Genomic DNA, 19,893 nt, shown 5'->3' with positions numbered 1-19,893 from the left:
CCCGCCCCGGCCCCCCCGCGGCCCGGCGGCCTGCCCCGGCGTCCGACCTGCCTCGTATGCTCGGAAAGATGACGAAGCCGCCGCCCGTCCCCGCCCCCACCGCCAACGCGATGCGCCGTGCCCTCCGGCGCGCCCGCGACGGCGTCGCCCTCGACGTGTCCGAGGCCGCCGTGCTGCTCCAGGCCCGCGGCGACGACCTCACCGACCTGTCCGCCTCCGCCGCCCGCGTGCGCGACGCCGGGCTGGCGGCGGCCGGCCGGCCCGGCGTCATCACGTACTCCCGCAGCGTCTTCCTGCCGCTGACCCGGCTCTGCCGCGACCGCTGCCACTACTGCACGTTCGTCACCGTCCCCGGCAAGCTCCGCAGGGACGGCCACGGGATGTTCATGTCCCCGGACGAGGTGCTGGACATCGCCCGCCGCGGCGCCGCGCTCGGCTGCAAGGAAGCGCTGTTCACGCTCGGCGACCGGCCCGAGGACCGGTGGCCCGAGGCGCGCGAGTGGCTGGAGGCGCACGGGTACGACGACACCCAGGCGTACGTCCGCGCCATGGCCGTCCGCGTCCTGGAGGAGACCGGCCTCCTGCCCCACCTCAACCCGGGCGTGGTGACGTGGGCCGGCTTCCAGCGGCTCAAGCCCGTGGCCGCCTCCATGGGGATGATGCTGGAGACCACCGCCGAGCGGCTGTGGAGCGAGCCCGGCGGGCCGCACCACGGCTCTCCCGACAAGGAGCCGGCCGTACGGCTGCGGGTGCTGGAGGACGCCGGGCGCTCCTCCGTGCCGTTCACCAGCGGGCTGCTCATCGGCATCGGCGAGACGCCGGCGGAGCGCGCCGAGTCGCTGTTCGCGCTGCGCCGCGTGCAGCGGGCGTACCAGGGCCTCCAGGAGGTCATCGTGCAGAACTTCCGCGCCAAGCCGGACACGGCGATGCGCGGCATGCCCGACGCCGAGCTTGACGACCTCGCCGCCACCGTCGCCGTCACCCGGCTCATCCTGGGCCCGGCGATCGGCGTGCAGGCGCCGCCGAACCTCGTGGACGCGGAGTACGGCAAGCTCATCGCGGCCGGCATCGACGACTGGGGCGGGGTCTCGCCGCTCACCCCGGACCACGTCAACCCCGAGCGGCCGTGGCCGCGGTTGGACGAACTGGCGGCGCGGTCGGCGGCGGCCGGGTTCGAGCTGCGCGAACGGCTCGCGGTCTACCCGGAGTTCGTCCGGCGCGGCGAGCCGTGGCTCGACCCCCGGGTGATGCCGCACGTCAGCGCACTGGCCGACCCGGAGACCGGGCTCGCACGGGACGTACAACCGCGAGGGCTGCCCTGGCAGGAGCCGGACGGCGGCTTCGCCGCCGGGGGCCGTACGGACCTGCACCGCACCATCGACACCGAGGGCCGCACGGGCGACCGGCGCACCGACTTCGACGCGGTGTACGGCGACTGGGAGGCCCTGCGCGAGACGGCCCGGGAACTGTCCGGGGACGCCGCGAACCCCGCGGGCGGCCCGGCCCCGGCGGCCCCCGCCACCGCCCATGCCCACGCAGCCGCGCCCGACCGTCTCGACCCCGACGTACGCGCCGCCCTCGCCCGCGCCGCCGACGACCCCGTCCGGCTCACCGACGACCAGGCCCTCGCCCTGCTGCACGCGGACGGCCCCGCCCTCGACGCCCTCTGCGGCATCGCCGACGACCTCCGCCGCGCCACCGTCGGCGACGACGTCACGTACATCGTCACCCGGAACATCAACTTCACCAACGTCTGCTACACCGGCTGCCGCTTCTGCGCCTTCGCCCAGCGCCGCACCGACGCCGACGCCTACACCCTCTCCCTCGACCAGGTCGCCGACCGCGCCGCGCAGGCGTGGGACGTGGGCGCCGTCGAGGTGTGCATGCAGGGCGGCATCCACCCCGACCTGCCCGGCACGGCGTACTTCGACATCGCCCGCGCGGTGAAGGAGCGGGTGCCGGGCATCCACGTGCACGCGTTCTCGCCGATGGAGGTCATGAACGGCGCCGCCCGCACCGGCCTGTCCGTGCGCGACTGGCTGACCGCCGCCCAGGAGGCCGGGCTCGGCTCCATCCCGGGCACGGCCGCCGAGATCCTCGACGACGAGGTGCGCTGGATCCTCACCAAGGGCAAGCTGCCCGCCGCCGACTGGATCGAGGTCGTCACCACGGCGCACGACCTGGGCCTGAGGTCCTCGTCCACGATGATGTACGGGCACGTGGACCAGCCCCGCCACTGGCTGGGCCACCTGCGGCTGCTCGCGCGGCTCCAGCAGCGCACGGGCGGCTTCACGGAGTTCGTCACGCTGCCGTTCATCCACACCAACGCGCCGGTCTACCTGGCGGGCATCGCCCGCCCCGGGCCGACGATGCGCGACAACCGCGCGGTCACCGCCATGGCCCGGCTGCTGCTCCACCCGCACATCACCAACATCCAGACGAGCTGGGTCAAGCTCGGCGCGGACGGCGCGGCGCAGATGCTCCGCTCCGGCGCCAACGACCTGGGCGGCACGCTGATGGAGGAGACGATCTCGCGGATGGCGGGGTCGTCCTACGGGTCGTACCGCTCGGTGAAGGACCTCGTCGCGATCGCCGCCGCCGCGGGCCGCCCGGCCCGGCCGCGGACGACGACGTACGGGGAGGTGCCGGAGGAGCGGCGGCGGGCGGCGGAGGCGGCGGACGGGCGGCTGCCGGAACTGCTGCCGGTGCTGGGCCAGTAGCGGCGGGAGTGCGGACCGGGGCGCGCCGTCCCTGCGTGGACCGCGGGCTGTCCTGCCCGTACGGGCCCGGGGCTGTCCCGCCCGTACGGGCCGGGGCGCCGTCCCGTACGGACCCGGCGTCCCCGGTCCGTGACGACGCGGCCCGAACCCGTCCCGGCCTGCCACCCGCCCCGCCCCCGAGGCTCTAAGCTCGCTCCGGGGGAGGTGGCGCCGTGCCCGAAGTGCGTCCGTCCATGCAGGACTTGATCCGCGACCGCCGCCGGTCCGGCTTCGTCGGCCGGCAGCGCGAGATCGCCGCGTACCGGGACAACTTCCGCTGCCCCCCGGAGGATCCCGCGCACCGCTTCCTCTTCCACTTCCACGGCGTCGCCGGCGTCGGCAAGACGTCGCTGCTGCGTCGGCTGCTCCAGCTCGCCGGCGAGCAGGGGGCGCTGACCGCGCAGGTGGACGAGGCGGCGGCCAGCGTGCCCGAGGCGATGGAGGCGGTCAGCACCCAACTCGCCCGCCAGGGCCACCCGCTGAAGGGCTTCGACCGGCTGCTCCAGCGCTACCGCCAGCGGCGCCACGAGGCGGACTCCGTCGTCGCCACCTTCGACGGCGCCCAGGCCCCGCCCGGCGCCGCCGCCCCCGGCGTGCCGGGCCAGGCCGGCCCGGTGGACACGGCCGCCGCCCCCGCGGCCCAGGTACCCGTCGCCGCCTCGCCCGCCGCCGGCATCGCCGCCCAGGCGGGCCTGGCCGGCCTCGGCCTCGTACCGGGACTCGGCGCAGTCGCCGGCGCCATGGACCCGCAGCAGGTCGCGCAGAGCCTCGACCGCTGGCGCGCCGCGCTCTCCACCCGGCTGCGCAGCCACGACGACGTCCAACTCGTCCTGTCCCCGCTCCAGGCCCTCACCCCCGCCTTCCTGGACGACCTGCGCGCCGTCGCCACCGCCGTCCCCTGGATCGCGCTCTTCTTCGACACGTACGAGCGCACCGGACCGGTCCTCGACGCCTGGCTGTGCGACGTGATGACCAGCGACCGCTACGGCGCGCTCCCCGCCAACCTCGTGGTGACCCGCGCCGGGCAGCAGCGGCTCGACCCCGCCCGCTGGCCCGCCGGAGACTTCGCCGCCGAACTGGAGCTGGAGGTCTTCACCGAGGAGGAGGCCCGCGGGCTGATCGCCGCCAAGGGCATCGCCGACGCACAGCTTGTGGACGAGATCCTGCACCTGTCCGGGCGGCTGCCGGTGCTCACCTCGATGCTCGCCGAGACGCCGCCGGTCGGCTCCGGCGGCGGCTGGGACCCGAGCGGCACGGCGGTGGAGCGGTTCCTGAAGTGGGTGGCGGACCCGGTGCAGAAATCCGCGGCGCTGGCCGCCGCGCTGCCGCCGGCGCTGGACGAGGACGTGTTCCGCGTCGCCGTCGAGCCAGCGGCCGGCGGGCTCTACGGGTGGCTGCGCGCGCTGCCGTTCGTCAGCGACGAGGCCGGCCGCGTGCAGTACCACGGCGTGGTGCGCTCGGCGATGCTGCGGGTGCTGCGCACCCGGTCGCCGCAGCGGTGGCGCGAGCAGCACCGCGCGCTCGCTGCGGCGCACGCCGGGTGGTGCGCGGAGCTGGAGGCGAGCCTGCCGGCCGGGAGCGATCCGGACGAGGACCGCTGGGTGGACGAGCGGTGGTTCCGCCACCGCCGCAACGAGACGTACCACCTGCTGTGCGCCGACCCCCAGGGCGCGATGCCGCGCGCCCGCCGCGACGCGCTCCAGGCCGCCGACGTCGGCCCGGCCGACGTCCGGCGGTGGGCGCAGACGCTGGAGCAGGCGGGCGCGGACGCGGACAGCGAGCCGGTACGGGACTGGGGCCGGCGGCTGCTGGCGGCGCTGGGGGAGGACGGGCGCGCGCTGATCGGGGTGTGCACGTACCTGCTGCGCGAGGCGGAGCTGACGCAGGCGGAGCAGGTGCTCGCGTACACGCTGCGCGGGCGGGAGCGCCGCAACGGCGACGAACTCGACGCCGCCGTCGCCGACTTCGACCGGGCGCTGGCGCTCGACCCGGACTACACCCGCGCGTACGCGGGCCGCGGGCAGGCGTACCTCTTCCTCAACCGCTACCGGGAGGCGGAGGCGGACTTCGCGCACTGCGTCGAGCACGACCCCGACCGCTCCTGGTCGCTGACCCAGCGCGGCCGGGCCCGGCTCGCCCTGGAGCACTTCGACGACGCCCTGGCCGACCTCAACCAGGCGATCGAGCTGGACCCCTCCCCGATGACCTGGGCGATGCGCGGCGAGGCGCACCGCCTGACGGGCTCCCTGTCCCAGGCGATCACCGACCTCGACCGGGCCGTCGAGGCGGCGGACGGCGAGTACGCGTACGCCATCGCCAGCCGCGGGCAGTGCCACGCCAAGCTGGGCCGGTCCGAGAAGGCGTTCGCGGACATGGACCGCGCGCTCGAACTCGATCCGCAGTGGGCGTGGTGCTGGATCGAACGCGGCCTGATGCACGAGGAGGCCGAGCGGCACGAGGCGGCGATCGCGGACTTCACCCGCGCGCTGGAACTGGCGCCGGCCAGCGAGGCGGCGTACTCCCACCGCGGCTACTGCCACCGGGTCCTGGGGCGGCTGGACGACGCCCTCGCGGATCTGGACCGGGTGCTCCAGCTCGATCCGCAGTGGGCGGAGCGCTGGGCGGACCGCGGGGAGGTGCACCGGCTCGCCGGGCGGACGGAGCAGGCGCTCGCGGACTTCGAGCGGTCCATCGAGATCAGGGACGACTACGCCTGGGCGATCGCCAGCCGGGGCCAGTGCTTGCTTGCGCTGGACCGCTACGACGAGGCGCTGGCCGACCTGGACCGCGCGCTGGAGATCGACCCCGCCCTGCCGTGGGTGCTGGCGGAGCGCGCCGAACTCCACCGGATGTCCGACCGCTTCACGGAGTCGCTCGCGGACTACCGGCGCGCCCTGGAGATCGACGGCACGCTCCTGTGGACGCGGCTCGGCCTGGCCCGCACCTTCGGCCACCTCGGCCGGACGGCGGAGGCGTACGCCGAGCTCGACGCGGTCCTCGCCCTCCGGCCCGAGCACCCCGGTGCGCTGCGCCTGCGGGGCCGGCTGCTCGCCCTGGAGGGCCGGTGGGAGGACGCGCTCACGGTGCTCGACCGGGCGCTCGCGGCCGAACCCGGCAACGAGTCCGCGCACAACCACCGGGGCGAGACGCTCATGCTGCTCGGCCGGTACGAGGAGGCGGCACCGCACGTCGCTGCGGCGCTCGCGGCCGATCCCGACGACGGCGTGAACCGGTTCGACGACGCCCTGCTGGCCCGGCTGACGCACGGCCCGCAGCCCGCCGAGCGCTGGGCGGCGGCGGAGGCGGCGATGCTGAAGGACTGCATCACCGACGCGGACCGGGCCGAGTGCCGGCTGATGTGCCGTACCGCCGCCGGGGACTGGGCAGCCGCCGAAGCGGCGCTGGCGGAGCTGGTGGCCGCGGCGCCGTACTGGCTGCTGCTCAGAGGGCTGCACGCGCTGTTCGGCCTGCTGGCCGCGGTCCCGGACACAGCGGCGGCGGACCGCGCCCGGATCGAGGGGTATCGGCGGGTAGTCGGCGATTTGCTCCGCGAACTGCCCCGCGCCTGACGGGCATACGCCCTCTGGCCTCTCCGTTTCCCTCTATTACAGTGCTGGGCCGAAGCACGTGGAAACACCGCGGGACCCGACGGCCCGAGACGCACGCCGCCGGGCCGGCCCGCCGCACGACCAGACAGCGCGAGACCCGACAGAGCGAGACCTGACCGAACGTCCGGACTGAGGTGGCCGAGTGACGACCGCACGCCGCACCTGGGGCCGCGCCGAACAGCAGGACTTCCGCAGCAGAGTGCGCGGCTGCCTGCTCGGCGGCGCGATAGGCGACGCCCTCGGCGCCGGCGTCACCGACGCCTCGCTGGCGGACATACGGACCGCCCACGGGCCGCAGGGCGCCGCCGACTTCGCCCCGGCCCACGGCCGCCGCGGCGCGGTCACCGGCGCCACCCAGATGACCCTGTTCACCGTCGACGGCCTCATCCGCGCCCAGGTGCGCCGCGACGGCGGCCGGTGGCACCCGCCGACCGACGTGCACGCCGCGTACCGCCGCTGGTACGCCACGCAGAAGGACTGGGGCCCCGACGAGCGCAAGGCCGAGGACGGCTGGCTCGCCCGCGAGGAGTGGCTGTACTCGCAGCGCGGCGCCCCCCGCTCCTGCCTGCGCGGCCTGGCCGACGACCGCATGGGCACCCTCCAGCAGCCCCGCAACGCCGAGGCGAAGGACCCGGGGGCCGTGGTGCGCTCCGCGCCGTTCGGGCTGCTGGTCGGCTGGGAGCCGCAGTTGGTCTTCCAGCTCGCCGCCGAGTGCGCCACGCAGACCCACGGCCACCCCACCGGCTATCTGGCGGCGGGCGCGTACGCGGTCGCGGTCCACGGCCTCGCCCGCGGCGACGCGCCGGAGGACGCCGTACGGCGGGCGCTGGAGATCCTCGCCACGCGCCCGGGCCACGAGGAGACCACGGCGGCCGTACGCGCCGCGCTCGACGCCCTCGACGCGCGCCAGGGCCAGGACCCCGGGCCGGAGCAGGTGGAGCCGCTGGGCACCGGCGAGAGCGCCGCGGAGGCCGTCGCCGTCGCCCTGTACTGCGCGCTGGCGGCCACCGACGTACGCCACGGGCTGCTGCTCGCCGTCAACCACGGCGGCGCCTCCGACACCACCGGCTCCCTCTGCGGCAGCCTCCTGGGCGCCCAGCACGGCGAGACGGCGCTGCCGCCGGCGTGGGTGGCGGAGGTCGAGGGGCGCGGCACGATCCTGCAACTGGCCGACGACTTCGCCCTGGAGATGACCCTCGGGCCCGCGCTCCACGGCGACACGGCCCCCAACGAGTCCTGGCTCCTGCGCTATCCGCGCTGACCCCGCCCGGCCCGCCCGGCCTGCTCTGCCCGCTCCTGGGCCGCGAGCACCGCGTCGCCGTGCTCCCACGACCAGGCGCCGAGCGCCTCCAGCGGCCCGAGCAGCGACCGCCCGCTGGCGGTGAGCCGGTACTCGACGCGCGGCGGTGCCTCGGCGTAGCGGCGGTGCTCCACGAGCCCGTAAGCCTCCAGCCTCCGCAGCGTCTGGTTGAGGACCTTCGGGCTGATGCCGCCGATGTCCTTCCGCAGCGCGGCGGGGCGGCGCGGGCCCGGGCGCAGCGCGAAGATCACGATCCCGTTCCAGGCGTGCGCGAGCACGTCCATGCCCACGCGGGCGCGGCAGTCCGCGAGGAAGGGGCTGGTGTGCGTCGGGACGGCCGGCAGCGTGTCGCTCATTTCCCGCTCCTTCTCCTGCTGCTCCTGGCGTCCTTCTAGCCCATCCGTTACGCACCGGACGGTGTCTTTCGACCTTCCTAGTGTCCCTGGCGACACCGCGGACACGGATCGTGCGGGTACGGACCGAAGGAGGAACGAGCATGCGTATCGGAGTGCTGGGCACCGGGGCCATGGCGGCGGCGCTGGCCGGCTCGTGGGCGCGCGCCGGTCATGAACTGCTGATCGGCGGGCGGAGCGCGGCGAAGGCGGAGACGTTGGCCGGGCGCGTCGGCGGCCGGGCCGGGAGCCTGCGCGAGGCGGCCGGGTTCGGGAGCGTCGTCCTGCTGGCCGTCCCGTACGCGGCGCTGGCGGACACCCTGCGCCGGGCGGGCGCGGACGAGGGAACGCTGCGGGGACGTACCGTCGTCGACTGCACCAACCCCCTCGACATGGCGACCATGGAGCCGGCCCCGGAGCTGCTGGACGGCGGGCCGAGCGCGGCCCGGCGGATCGCCGGCCTGGTCGGCGGGGCGCACGTCGTCAAGGGCTTCAACCTCGCCCCCGCGCAGGTGTGGGGACGAAGCCCGTACGGGCCGGGGGACGCGCCGGTCGACGTGCCGCTGTGCGGGGACGACGAGGCCGCGCTGGCGGCGGTGCGGACCCTCGTGGGGGAGATGGGGTGCGAGCCCCTGGACGGCGGAGGGCTGGAGCGGGCCGGGCTGCTGGAGGCGACGGCGGCCGTCGCGGCCGGCCTCTGGGGCCAGGGCCGGCAACCCGGCGCCGTGTTCGGCCCCGCCGGGGGCTGAGGGAGGCTGAGGGAGGCGGACATGGGGAACCCTCTCGGCCGGGACGGCGATCCAGTCGAGAGGGCCTTCGGACGCGCAGTCGTGCAGTTATGCCCTGCTGCTCTGTCCTCGGTGGTTCCCGGGTGACGTCACGGAGTCACCCGGGTCACTCCGTACGGAAGGCGCCGCCTGCCGCCTCGGCCACGAAGGCGGCCCACGAGTCGGGGGCGAAGTCCAGGACCGGTCCGTCCGGCACCTTGGAGTCGCGTACGGATACCAGCCCGGGAGCGGTCGAACGCACCTCGATGCACTCGCCGTTGCCCGCGGAGTAGGTCGACTTGGTCCAAGCGCCGGTGGCGCCGAGTTCGATTGCCATGTTCTCTCCGGTTTGCTGAAGGACTCAACTTCTGGCCCTGCCCGTTCCAGGCCGGAGTGTTGTCGACGCCCCGGCCCGACGCCGAGACGCTACCGCTCAACAACCCACCGGTCAGGGAGCTTTCACTCGACCGGATGGCGATAGGTCGCTGCTCTTTCGGTGTATCCCGGTACGGGTGTACTGTGCCTCCGCTTTGGGGTACCCGGCGCGCGCCCGATTATCAGCGGGTGTACCCCTTCGCCGCATCCGCGATGAACTTCCGGGTCTGCTCGGGATTGAGCGCCTGTGCCCGCAGATGCTCGTACATCATGCTGTAGTTGTGGACGTCGTCGCTCTTCTCCAGGTAGAGATCGCTGGTGACGCCCTCCAGATAGATTACGCTGGAGTCGGACTCCTCGGGGAACTCCAGGATCGCGTACTGCCCCGTGACCCCCGGGTGCGCGCCCGTCTCGAACGGCAGCACCTGCACGGTGACGTGCGGCAACTGCGACACCTCCAGCAGGTGGTCCAACTGCTCGCGCATGATCAGCTCGTTGCCCACCCGGCGCCGCAGCGCCGCCTCGTCGAACACCGCCCACAGACGCAGCGGCTGCTCCGTCTCCCTTATCCGGTCCTGCCGCCGCATCCGCACGTTCACGCGCTTCTCGACGTCCGCCGCGGTCACCTCCGGCGAGCTGCCGGCGATGACGGCCTCGGCGTACGCGCGGGTCTGGAGCAGGCCCGGGACGATGAGCGACTGGTAGATGCGCAGCGAGGCGGCGGCGGTCTCCAGGCCGATGTAGACGCTGTACGGCACGTCCCCGAAGGCGTTCCACCAGCCCTGCTGGCGGGACTCCTTCGCCATCTGCATCAGCGAGCTGACGACCCGCTCGTCCTCCACCTCGTACACCCCGCACAGGTCGCGTACGTCCCGCTGGCTGATGCTGCGCCGGCCGTTCTCCAGCCGGCTGATCTTCGACTGCGAGACCAGCAGCCGGTCCGCGACCTGCTCCGCGGTCATGTTCTTCTGCTCGCGCAGCCTGCGCAGCTCCTGGCCGAGACGGCGTCGCCTGACGGTGGGGTTGACGTTGGACGCCAAGGGAGTTGCACCTCCGGGTGCGTATATCCGCGTACGGACGTATCTCATTACTGGGTGCAGCCTGCCACCGACGGAGCGTGCGTCGCTGCGATCGTCGCGAAATCGCCGCAGAGGGCAAAGGTTTGGCCCACAATGTGCGCCGCATGAGGGCGCGAGCACCCGCAATGGCCGCCGGAACGCACGGCAGGGCCCCGTCCGTCGAGGCCACTCGACTGGACAGGGCCCTGCGTTGCGGCTCCCGTTCCCGGCCCGGCGCACCGCGGCGCCACGCCTCGCCCGTACGCACCCGGAGGCGGGTACGGGCTCGGCGTCGCTCGCGGCCGACGGGCGGGCTCAGCGCACCGCGGCCGTCCGGATCATCCCCGCGCGGCGGGACCCCGCGGGAACTCCGGCAGGCTGCGCGACCGCCGGCGGACGAGCCGCGGGACGGCTGCCTCCGGGAGCGCGCCGCGGCTGAGCGGTGGCACCGTTCTGCACGTCCATCACAGCGTGCGCCACCAGACCGCCCATCGGGTCGTGCCTGATCAGATCCCGGAGCCGGGAGCGCGCGGAGCGCCCCTCGTTCCCGGGGTAGAGGTGCTTGCCGAGACCGACCGCGTGGGCCAGCGCGGCAAGCGCCGCGGTCCGCGGGTCCGGCGGTACGCCGGTGCGGATCGCGCTGTCCAGCCGGGCACGTATCTCCCGGCTGATCGCGGTGTCCGTTGCCTGATATCGAGTGGTTGGTAGTACCCCGCACATTTGGCTCTCCACGGCATGCACCATGCCGCAGCGCTCCAGATGTGCGAGATACGTCTGGCGCAACCCCAGGCGTGGCCCACCTATCCAGTTCACCGCGCGCACGGGACTGCCCCGGCGACGCAGCAGTTCCAGTGCTGTGTCCAAAGTGGGGTCCCCGGTCGGACGCGGAAGTATCACGGCGATACGATCCCCGTCCGGGGCTATTCGCCCGGCCAGAGCGAGCTCGACGAGCTGTGCTCCTGCCAGGCCGAGGTCGAGCGACTGCGGCTGTGCGGTGGTACCCGTGGCCGGGTCCAGCGCCAGCAACAGAAGCTCCTCCGGAAGTGTTCTGCGGCTCCTGCCCATCCATGCCTCCCCGCGTGGATGAATGACAGGGTGACGCCTCTCACATTGGTCTGTCGAGAGTGCGTGGGCGCTTTGAGCGGGAACCTGTAGGTATGTCGTTCTCGTCTCTCAGATGCGGGCGAGAGACGGCTGCGTCCCCTTAGGGTGGGTGGCCACGCCATGGTTGACGCGGTTGTGCGGTTGTGACGCAGGAGGAGGAAGTCGGTGGCGGTCGAGTCCCCCGGAAGGTCCGAGGAGCAGCAACCGTCGGGGTCGGCGACCGTGGACGAACGCGAACCTCGCGATTCGCGCGATGCGAACGATTCGGACGGCGAACGCGACCCACGCCTGGCGTTCGCGTCCCCCACCGACAACGCCCCCGCCGCCGCGCCGGTTCCCACCCAGTCCGACGCCGAGCCGGCAACTGAGCCCGACCGGGCGGCGGATGGCGCGGGCGGGGCGGATGCGGCGAAGGACGACGCGGGAAGCACCGAGGACGGTCCCCGGCCGAAGCCCAAGGGCAAGCCGGCGGCGGCCGGGACCCGGTCCCGGCCGAAGGCCAAGGCGAAGAACGACGCCGGGGCGAAGCCGGCGGACGAGGACGGCAAGACACCGGACCCGGCGAGCGCCGCCCCCGGATCGCGCCCGAAGCGGGGCGCGGCGAAGCGGGGCGCGGCGAAGCCCGCCAGTGGCGACGCCGGTGCCGCTTCCGGCGGCGACGAGACGCCGGGCAAGGCCGCGTCCGGCACTCCGGCGCGCGACGCCGCTTCCGACGCGAAGGCGGCACCCGGGCCGAAGTCCAAGCCCGCACCCAAGGCGAAGAGCGCCCGGGCGGCGAAGCCCGCGGCCGAGGACGGCGAGGCCGACGAGCCGGCCGCCGCGACGCCGCCGAAGCCGCCGGCGGACAGCGCCGGCTCCGGCACGAAGCCCAAGGCCGCGCCCGCGGCGCGAGGCGGCGCCGGGCCGAATGACGACACGGCGACAGCGACGTTCGGGGTCCCTGCGGTCGCGCCGGACACGGATGGCGCGGCTGCGCCGGCCGCGTCGCGGCCGAAGCCCAAGGGCGGTCCGGCCGGCGACGGCGGCGACGGCGGATCCGGCGCGCGAGGCGCGGACCGGACGAAGCCCGGGAGCGCCGCCGCGGGGAGCACCGCGGTGCCCGGAGCCGGGGCCGGGGCAGGAACCGAGGGGGGCCAGAAGGGCTCTGAGGGGCCTCAGGCCGCCTCTCGTGGGGCCGGTGGGGTCCCGGGTGGGTCCGAGGGCTCTGAGGCGGCTGAGGCGCGTGTGGAGGGCGCCCGAAGCCGCGCCGGTGCCCGCGACTCCGGAGCGACGGGCGCTGCCGCCCCCAAGGACTCCCGGCCGACGGCCTCGAACACCTCGAAGGACGCCGCGCCGACGGGCTCAGCCGCTTCCGGGGACTCCGCCCCCTCGCGCTCCGGCGCCTCGAAGGACTCCCCGGCGACGGGCTCTGACGCTTCCGAGGACTCCCGGCAGACGGCTTCCGACGCATCCGGAGACTCTGCGCCCACGCGCTCCCGCGCCTCGAAGGACTCCTCGACGACACCCTCCGGTGCCCCGGCGTCCACGGGCCCGGGCCCCTCCAAGGACTCCTCGCCCACCCGTCCGGGTGCCCCCGGGGACTCCCCGGCGACGCGCTCCGGTGCCCCAGGGGGCTCCCGGGCCACGCGCTCCGGCGCCTCCGGGAATTCCTCGGCTACGGACTCCGGCGGTCCCGCCGACTCCTCGGCCACCCGCTCCGGCGCCTCCAGGGACTCCGCGCCCCCCGGCTCTGGCGTGCCCGAGGACTCCTCGCCCGCGCGCTCCGGCGCCTCCGGGGACTCCCCGGCCACGAGCCCCGGTGCCCCCGGCGCCTCCGCGTCCCCCGGCTCAGGCGTGCCAAAGGACTCCCCGCCCGCGCGCTCTGGCGCCCCCGGTGGCTCTTCCGCATCCCGGGGCAAGGACTCCGCCACCGCCAGCTTCCGGCTCGTTGCCGAGGCGCAGGCCGCCAAGGCGGACGGGGACGACCAGCTTCGGGCCGCCGTGGCCGCCTGGGTGACGAAGTCCGGCGACGACGTGCCCAGCGATCCCGCACCGGCGGACGTGCCCGGTGACGTCGAGGACGAGCCCTCCGACGCCGTACCGGTGGTCGACGAGGACCGCGGCGAGGACGGCGACGAGGACTCCGCCGCGCCGCCCGCAGGGCAGGCCGCAGGGCGGCTCGCCGGGCCTCCCGGCAGCACCTTCGTGCCGCTCAGGACCGACTCCGACCTGCCCGCGAGGCCCGCCGCACCGCCGCCGCCCCCCGCCGCGCCCCCGGCGATCCCCAAGCCCGCCGGGGCCCCCGACAACGCCGCGCCGCCCAGGCCCGCCGGTGCCCCCGCCGCGCCGCCCGCGCCGGCCGGGGCGCCCGGTGCGACGCCCGGGTGGGAGCGGACGCAGCAGCAGCCTCTTCCGCCGTACGAGGAGAAGCGCCCGCTCGACCTGCTCGCCGAGCTGACCAACACCCCGCCCCCGCCCGAGACCCTCACCCGGACCCTCGTCCGGCGCGTGAAGATCTGGACGCCGCTGGTCATCCTGCTCGCGATCGCCCTCGGCGTGGTCCAGATGCTCCGCCCGCTGCCCGCCGCGTCCCTCACCCTCACGGCCGACTCCAGCTACGCCTTCGAGGGCGGCACCCCCGAGATGCCCTGGCCCACCGAGGGGCAGGCGTCGATAGGCGTGGCGGGGCTCGGCAGCCTCGGTTCGTACGGGAAGCAGAAGTCCGTGCCGATCGGCAGCGTCGCCAAGGTGATGACCGCGTACGTGATCCTGCGCGACCACCCCATGAAGCCGGGCGGCAACGGCGCGGCGATCCCCGTCGACGACACCGCCGTCGACGAGGCCGCCCTCAGCGCCGAGGGCGAGACGACCGTCGAGCTGGACCCGGACTCGAAGCTCAGCCAGAAGGAAGCCCTTCAGGCCCTGCTCATCGCCTCCGCCAACAACGTCGCCCGCCTGCTGGCCCGCTGGCACTCGGACGGCGACATGAAGGCGTTCGTGGACGAGATGAACAGGACCGCCGAGGAACTGGGCATGGACGGCACCACCTACACCGACCCCAGCGGCCTGAAGGACACCACCGTCTCCACCGCCGAGGACCAGGTGATCCTCGGCAAGGCGGCGATGAAGGACCCGCTGTTCAAGCAGATCGTCGCGATGCCCGTCTACACCGACAGCCGCGGCGACGACCACGACAACAGCAACAAGATGGTTCCGCTGCACGGCATCGGCATCAAGGTCGGCTCGACCACCAAGGCCGGCGGCAACTTCCTCTTCGCCACCGAGAAGAAGGTCGCGGGGGAGCAGCAGTTGATCGTCGGCGCGGTCCTCGGGCAGTACGCGGTGCCGCAGCTTCCGACGGCCATGGAGTTCGGCCGGCAGTTGATGGCGGAGGGCGAGAAGGTGCTCACCGACATGACCGTCGTGAAGAAGGGCGACGTCGTCGGCGAGGTGGACGACGGCCTCGGGAGTACGACGCCCGTGGTGGCGACCGAGGACGTCGTGGCGCCGGGCTGGGGCGGGCTGAAGGTGGGCCTGGAACTCGGCGCGGACCGCTCCGGAGAGGTGCCGCACGAGGGTGCGAAGGGTGACGTCGTCGGGGTGTTGACGATGGGCTCTGGCCAGGGCGAAGTGCGGGTGCCGGTGGCGCTTGCGGAGGACTTGTCGGAGCCTGGCATGGGAGCGAAGCTCAGCAGGCTCGGTTAGCTCCCGGGGGCGTCGTACGCCCGTGCTAGCGTCGCTGGCACCACCCCCGGGGACGTCAAGGGAAGACGGGGAGTCGTCGCAGTGACCACCGTGCAGCCGGACCGCGAAGCCGCGGCCGGCAGCCGATCGGCATCAGGAGCCGCCGCAGGAGCCGCCGCCGCGGGCGTGCCCTCGGCGGGGTCCGTGGACCCTGCGGGAAGCAGCGGGGAGAAGCGCGCACCGGGCGCGGCGGACGAGGGCGGTGACGGCGACGTCGACGGCGACGGTACGGACGTGAAACGGGACGACGGCGGCGGCGGATGCGACGCCGGTGCCGGCGGCGCCGCACGGGACGGCGGCGCCGGTGCCGCGGACGCCCCGGCGGACTTCGGCGGCCCGGCCCGTACGGACGCACTCAAGGGCGGCATCGCCCGTACGGACGCACTCGACGGCAGCGGCCTCGTCCGTACGGACGCGATCGTCCCCCCGGACGCCCCCGCCGACGGCGCCGCCGCCCGCCCCGCGTTCGCCGACCGCCTGCGCGCCGCGCTGCCCGCGTCCCTGCCCGACCGGCTCCGTCCGCACCTGCGCTGGCTCGCCCAGCGCCCCGTGCTGACCACCCTCGTCGCCGCCGGCATCCTGCACATCCTGTGGCTGCTGCTCCTCGCCAACGAGGGCGGCGACCTGGCGGCGCAGGACGCCTGGGCCGAGTTCGCGGGCCGGCATCCGTCGACGGCGTACAACTTCGCCTGGTACGGCGGCCTGCACCCCGTCTCGTACAGCGTCGTCTCGCCGTACCTGATGGCCGTGCTCGGCGTGCGCACGACGATGATGCTCGTCGGTACGCTCTCCGCCGGCGTGCTGGCGCTGATCCTCGCCCGCTGCCGGCAGGTGCCCCGTCCGCTGGTGCCGTCGCTGTGGGGCGCCCTGGCGCTCCTGGGCAACGCGGCCTCCGGCCGGGTGACGTTCGGGCTGGGGCTGCTCTTCGGGCTGGTCGCGATCGCGCTGGTCTTCCCCGGGCACCGTGACGACGAGGGCGGCGCGGACGCGAAGGGCCGGCGGCGCGTGGGCGGCTGGCGGGGGGCCGCGGTCGTCCTGTCCACCGTGCTGGCGACGGCGGCGAGCCCGCTGGCCGGGCTGTTCGTCGGTCTGGTCGCCGCCGGGCTGTTCCTCCAGAAGCGGCGCGCCGAGGCCTATCTGCTCGGGCTGGCGCCGCCGGTGGTCGTCGCACTGTCCACCTGGCTGTTCCCGTCCCAGGGGAACATGCCGATGCCGTGGATCTCCGCGGTGGCACCGATGATCACCGCCGTGCTGGTCTGGCTGGTGGCGCCCGAGTCGTGGCGCACGGTCCGGATCGTCACCGCGATCTACTTCTTCGCCACGCTCGCCGCCTGGATCGTGCCCTCGCCGATCGGCAGCAACATCGAGCGGCTGGCGCTGATCTTCGGCGGCACGGTGCTGCTGGTCATCGCGCAGACGGGGACACGGCCGGCGGCGCCGCGGCTGATGCGCCCGGTGGCGGCGGTGTATCTGGCGTTCGCGTCCGTCACCGTCTGGGTGGTCGTCAAGCCCGTCGTCGACCTCGTGCTCACCAGCCCCACCGCGGCCTGGACGCGCGAGCTGGCGCCGCTGGTGGACCAGTTGCGGCAGGTGGACGCGGAGGCGGGCCGGGTCGAGGTGGTGCCGGCGCGCAGCCACCGGGAGGCGTCGGCCCTCGCTCCGTACGTGAGCCTGGCCCGCGGGTGGATGCGGCAGGCGGACATGGAGCGGCACGAGATCTTCTACGACGGCAGCCTGACCCCGGAGACGTACCACGCCTGGCTGAAGAACTGGGCCGTGCGGTACGTGGTGCTGCCGGTGGAGGACCGGCCGGACACCGGGGCGCACGAGGAGGCGAAGATCGTCGCCAAGGGGCAGCCGTACCTGACGGAGATCTGGGCGGACGCGAACTGGCGGCTGTTCCGGGTGAACGACCCCACGCCGCTGGTCGAGGCGCCCGCGGAGGTGCGGCGGGCGGACGAGGGCGAGCTGGTCATCGACGTGAAGTATGCGGGGCCCGTGCTGGTGCGGGTGCCGTTCTCGCCGTGGCTCGGGCTGGTCGACGAGGACGGCGAGGGCGTCGAGGCACCGGAGGTGCTGGACGACGACGGGTCGGACGGGCCGGATGCCGACGGGGTCCGGGAGTGGTCGGAGAGCGGGCAGCTCTACGTCAACCTGGAGGGCTGCGTGACGAAGGCCGGCGAGTGGACCCGGCTGCACGCCCCCCGCCCGGGCACGTACCGCATCTCGGCCCCGTACCAACTGCCGCGCGGCACGCACTGCCCGGACTAGCGCGCGGTCGGGGCGGGCCTGCCGGGGTTGTGGGAGTCCGGGGTCAGTGGGAGTCGCTGCGCCGCCGGCCGCTCGCCGAGCACCTTCGGTTGCGTACGGTACGTCCGGCCGGCGCGCCGCAGCGTCTCGGCGCGGGCCTGCGCCGGTAGCGCCTGGTCCGGCAACGGCGGGGGTTCCACGAGTCACATGCCATCGGCGACCACCTCCTCGGCCCGCGCCACTGCCCCGTGCGCCGAACCGTGACACCAGTGTGCTGTGGGGAGGGGATGTCGGGGCCGATTCCGCGGGAAAAGGGCGCGGGTGGGTGGGGCCGGTGGTAAAGGGCGTTCGGGTGGGGTGCGGCGGGCGGGGTTGCGGACGGAAGCTGACCGGAAGGCGTCCTACGGTCGGATCATCCGGGCGGGCGAGAGCGAGAGGGACGGCGGATGGGCACGCGGACGATGACGTGGCGGCAGGCGAGCGCGAGGCGGCTGGCGCGCAGCGGACTGGCGACGCCGCTGACCCCGGCGGGCTCCACGGACACGGGCTCCGCGGGGGCGGCCGGTCGCCATGCGGGCGGTGGTGCGGCGGACGTTGCCCCGGCGCCCGGCAGCCCTGTGACCGGTGGTCACGCGGCCGACGCCTCCGCGCCCGTTGCCCCTGCGCCCGGGGCCCCCGCCGCCCCACATGACGTGCCCGCCGGTACTCCCGCCGCCGTGCTGTGCACCCTCTGCGGGGCCCAGGCGCAGGTGCTCTCCGCCGCCGAGCTGTCCGTCGGCATGCGCCTCGCCGGTGCCACCCGCGCCGACGTACGCCGTGCGCTGTGGGACGACCGCACCGTGGTCAAGACCTTCGGCCCCCGCGGCACCATCCACCTCCTCGCCGCCGCCGACCTGCCCCTGTGGACCGGCGCCCTCGGCGCGCTCCCCGGCGGCTCCGGCAACGGCGGCGGCACCCTCGGCCTGCTCACCCCCGACCAGGCCGACGCCGTCGTCGCCGCCGCGGCCGACGCTCTGGCCGACGCGGAGCTGACGGTCGACGAGCTGACCGACGCCATCGCCGAGCGCGCCGGGTCGTGGGCGGCGGACCCGGTGATGGAGGCGTTCCAGACGAAGTGGCCGCGGTGGCGGGCGGCCACCGCGCTGGCCGCGCACCGCGGCGCGCTGTGCTTCGGCCCGAACCGCGGCCGGAAGGTCACGTACACGAGCCCGCAGCGCTGGCTGCCGGGCTTCGCCCCCGCGGCCCCGGACGACGCGCTGGCCGCGCTCGTACGCCGCTACCTGTACGCCTACGGCCCCGCCACCCCGCAGGACTTCGCCCGCTGGCTCGCCGCCCCCGCCGCCTGGGCCCGCGACCTCTTCGCGGCGCGGGCACAGGCGGACGAGATCGAGCCGGTGGAGCTGGCGGGCGTGCCGTCGTGGGTGGTGGCGGGTGACGTGGCGGCGCCGGCCGAGGAGGCGCGCGGGGTGCGGCTGCTGCCGTACTTCGACGCGTACGCCATCGCCTGCCGCCCCCGCGAACTGCTCTTCCCCGGGCGGGCCTACGAGCGCGCCCTCGCCGGTGGCCAGGCGGGCAACTTCCCGGTGCTGCTCGTCGACGGCGAGGTCGCGGGCGTGTGGCACCAGCGCCGCTCGGGCCGCCGGATCGCCGTCACCGTCGAGCCGCTCGACCGGCTGCCGGCGGCGCGCAGACGGGCGCTGGGGGTCGAGGTGGAGCGGCTGGGGGAGATCATGGAGGGCCGGGTGGAGCTGACGGTGGGCCGGGTGGACGTGGGCCCGCACGCCTAGCGGCGGTGCCGTGCGGGCCGGTGCGTACGACGGTGCCCGGTCCGTACACGACGATCCGCATCCCCGCCCCCCGACCCCGACCTCGCCCCGCGGACCGCCGGCCCCCGGCGTCCGCGCCCCCGACGCGCGCCCCCGACCCCGCCCCCCGGCGGGGGGTCAGCTCCGTACCGCCGCGCCGATCAGCTCCCGCTGCCCCGGCGCCAGGCTGCGCAGCCTGCGGCTGTCCGACAGCCCCAGCCTCGCCATCAGCTTCGCCGTCTGCGCCGGCCCCACCCCCGGCAGCGCCAGCAGGAAGTCCTTCGCCAGCATGTCCCCGGCCAGGGCGTCCCGCGCCGCGCGCTCCAGCGCCTGCACGCAGTCGACCTCCCCGTTCTTGATCGCCCGGACGAGAGCGGTCCGGGCTCGCTGGGCCTCAAGTGCCTGGTCCAAGGCGCGCGCACACTCCACCGGACTGCGCTGTCCCGGGATCTTCCTCATAGGCCCCATCCGCACTACTCCCCTCTAGCTACTGCGACTTGAGGAGAACAGTAGCCGGAGTATCCGGATTTGATCCGCCATTTGAGTGTGTGCCGTTAAAGTCAGTTGTGCTGAAAAGAGGCCGACTTGGGCGTTTAGTCGCGATGTCGGACGGTCTGCTGTACGTATCCACGGCTCCGCCGAATGGCTGACACGCCCGGCCGGTACGCCCCGGCCGTACCGACTCCGCCGCAGCCCCGCCCCTGCGCGGCGTCCCGCGGCGGCCCCGCGGCGCGTTCCGCCGCACCCCCGCG

General features: G+C 74.9%; 12 protein-coding genes. 7 read left to right on the top strand and 5 right to left on the bottom strand.

Going from position 1 to position 19,893, the window contains the following annotated elements; genetic code table 11:
- Nucleotides 1–56 precede the first annotated feature (56 nt).
- The 3 genes from QBL21_RS30850 to QBL21_RS30840 all read left to right on the top strand — a co-directional run bounded on the left by QBL21_RS30850 (nt 57) and on the right by QBL21_RS30840 (nt 7,628).
- On the top strand, nt 57–2,720 hold the full coding sequence (locus tag QBL21_RS30850) for a bifunctional FO biosynthesis protein CofGH (RefSeq protein WP_407565512.1): 2,664 nt from the start codon (nt 57–59) through the stop codon (nt 2,718–2,720).
- A 212-nt stretch (nt 2,721–2,932) separates the two neighbouring features.
- Nucleotides 2,933–6,328 (top strand): tetratricopeptide repeat protein, encoded by a 3,396-nt coding sequence (locus tag QBL21_RS30845; RefSeq protein WP_407565511.1) that lies wholly within the window; start codon nt 2,933–2,935, stop codon nt 6,326–6,328.
- A gap of 181 nt (nt 6,329–6,509) precedes the next feature.
- The gene (locus QBL21_RS30840) at nt 6,510–7,628 is read left to right on the top strand and encodes an ADP-ribosylglycohydrolase family protein (RefSeq protein WP_407565510.1); all 1,119 of its coding nucleotides are present in this window, start codon (nt 6,510–6,512) and stop codon (nt 7,626–7,628) included.
- Here QBL21_RS30840 and QBL21_RS30835 read toward each other — a convergent pair.
- Nucleotides 7,616–8,023, bottom strand: coding sequence for a winged helix-turn-helix transcriptional regulator (locus QBL21_RS30835; RefSeq protein WP_407565509.1), 408 nt, complete (start codon nt 8,021–8,023; stop codon nt 7,616–7,618). The two genes, QBL21_RS30840 and QBL21_RS30835, sit on opposite strands and share 13 nt — an antisense overlap.
- A 140-nt stretch (nt 8,024–8,163) precedes the next feature.
- On the opposite strand from QBL21_RS30835, the gene QBL21_RS30830 reads away from it, so the two are divergent.
- Nucleotides 8,164–8,808, top strand: a complete 645-nt coding sequence (locus QBL21_RS30830) for an NADPH-dependent F420 reductase (protein WP_407565508.1) — start codon at nt 8,164–8,166, stop codon at nt 8,806–8,808.
- Between the two features lie 145 nt (nt 8,809–8,953).
- Here the strand turns inward: QBL21_RS30830 and QBL21_RS30825 are convergent, their stop codons facing one another.
- The 3 genes from QBL21_RS30825 to QBL21_RS30815 form a co-directional block, all read right to left on the bottom strand.
- Nucleotides 8,954–9,163, bottom strand: a complete 210-nt coding sequence (locus QBL21_RS30825; RefSeq protein WP_407565507.1) for a DUF397 domain-containing protein — start codon at nt 9,161–9,163, stop codon at nt 8,954–8,956.
- Nucleotides 9,164–9,383: 220 nt separating this feature from the next.
- Nucleotides 9,384–10,241: a helix-turn-helix domain-containing protein gene (locus QBL21_RS30820; protein WP_407565506.1), complete on the bottom strand. Its 858-nt coding sequence runs from the start codon at nt 10,239–10,241 to the stop codon at nt 9,384–9,386.
- Between the two features lie 333 nt (nt 10,242–10,574).
- A complete protein-coding gene (locus tag QBL21_RS30815; protein WP_407565505.1) occupies nt 10,575–11,324 on the bottom strand; it encodes a GPP34 family phosphoprotein in 750 nt (249 codons plus the stop codon).
- A 1,872-nt stretch (nt 11,325–13,196) separates the two neighbouring features.
- Here QBL21_RS30815 and QBL21_RS30810 point away from each other — a divergent pair.
- The 3 genes from QBL21_RS30810 to QBL21_RS30800 all read left to right on the top strand — a co-directional run bounded on the left by QBL21_RS30810 (nt 13,197) and on the right by QBL21_RS30800 (nt 19,123).
- Nucleotides 13,197–15,047 (top strand): D-alanyl-D-alanine carboxypeptidase, encoded by a 1,851-nt coding sequence (locus QBL21_RS30810; protein WP_407565504.1) that lies wholly within the window; start codon nt 13,197–13,199, stop codon nt 15,045–15,047.
- Between the two features lie 81 nt (nt 15,048–15,128).
- A complete protein-coding gene (locus QBL21_RS30805; protein ID WP_407565503.1) occupies nt 15,129–17,357 on the top strand; it encodes an MFS transporter in 2,229 nt (742 codons plus the stop codon).
- Between the two features lie 425 nt (nt 17,358–17,782).
- Nucleotides 17,783–19,123 carry a winged helix DNA-binding domain-containing protein gene (locus tag QBL21_RS30800; protein ID WP_407565502.1) on the top strand — a complete coding sequence of 447 codons (1,341 nt, stop codon included), beginning with the start codon at nt 17,783–17,785 and terminating at the stop codon, nt 19,121–19,123.
- A 156-nt stretch (nt 19,124–19,279) separates the two neighbouring features.
- On the opposite strand, the gene mihF is transcribed toward QBL21_RS30800, so the two are convergent.
- Complete coding sequence (gene mihF / locus QBL21_RS30795; protein ID WP_407565501.1) at nt 19,280–19,600, bottom strand: integration host factor, actinobacterial type; 321 nt, start codon at nt 19,598–19,600, stop codon at nt 19,280–19,282.
- Nucleotides 19,601–19,893 lie beyond the last annotated feature (293 nt).

Origin of the sequence: Streptomyces sp. 184, from assembly GCF_045781775.1 — a bacterium.
Taxonomy (GTDB): Bacteria; Actinomycetota; Actinomycetes; order Streptomycetales; family Streptomycetaceae; genus Streptomyces.
Note: the sequence above shows the minus strand (reverse complement) of the source record. Positions and strands in the feature narration are given on the sequence as shown.

Coding starts and splice junctions, on each gene's coding strand:
- QBL21_RS30800 (WP_407565502.1), top strand. CDS start 17,783: ATGGGCACGCGGACGATGACGTGGCGGCAGGCGAGCGCGAGGCGGCTG.
- QBL21_RS30825 (WP_407565507.1), bottom strand. CDS start 9,163: ATGGCAATCGAACTCGGCGCCACCGGCGCTTGGACCAAGTCGACCTAC.
- mihF (WP_407565501.1), bottom strand. CDS start 19,600: ATGAGGAAGATCCCGGGACAGCGCAGTCCGGTGGAGTGTGCGCGCGCC.
- QBL21_RS30850 (WP_407565512.1), top strand. CDS start 57: ATGCTCGGAAAGATGACGAAGCCGCCGCCCGTCCCCGCCCCCACCGCC.
- QBL21_RS30815 (WP_407565505.1), bottom strand. CDS start 11,324: ATGGGCAGGAGCCGCAGAACACTTCCGGAGGAGCTTCTGTTGCTGGCG.
- QBL21_RS30835 (WP_407565509.1), bottom strand. CDS start 8,023: ATGAGCGACACGCTGCCGGCCGTCCCGACGCACACCAGCCCCTTCCTC.
- QBL21_RS30830 (WP_407565508.1), top strand. CDS start 8,164: ATGCGTATCGGAGTGCTGGGCACCGGGGCCATGGCGGCGGCGCTGGCC.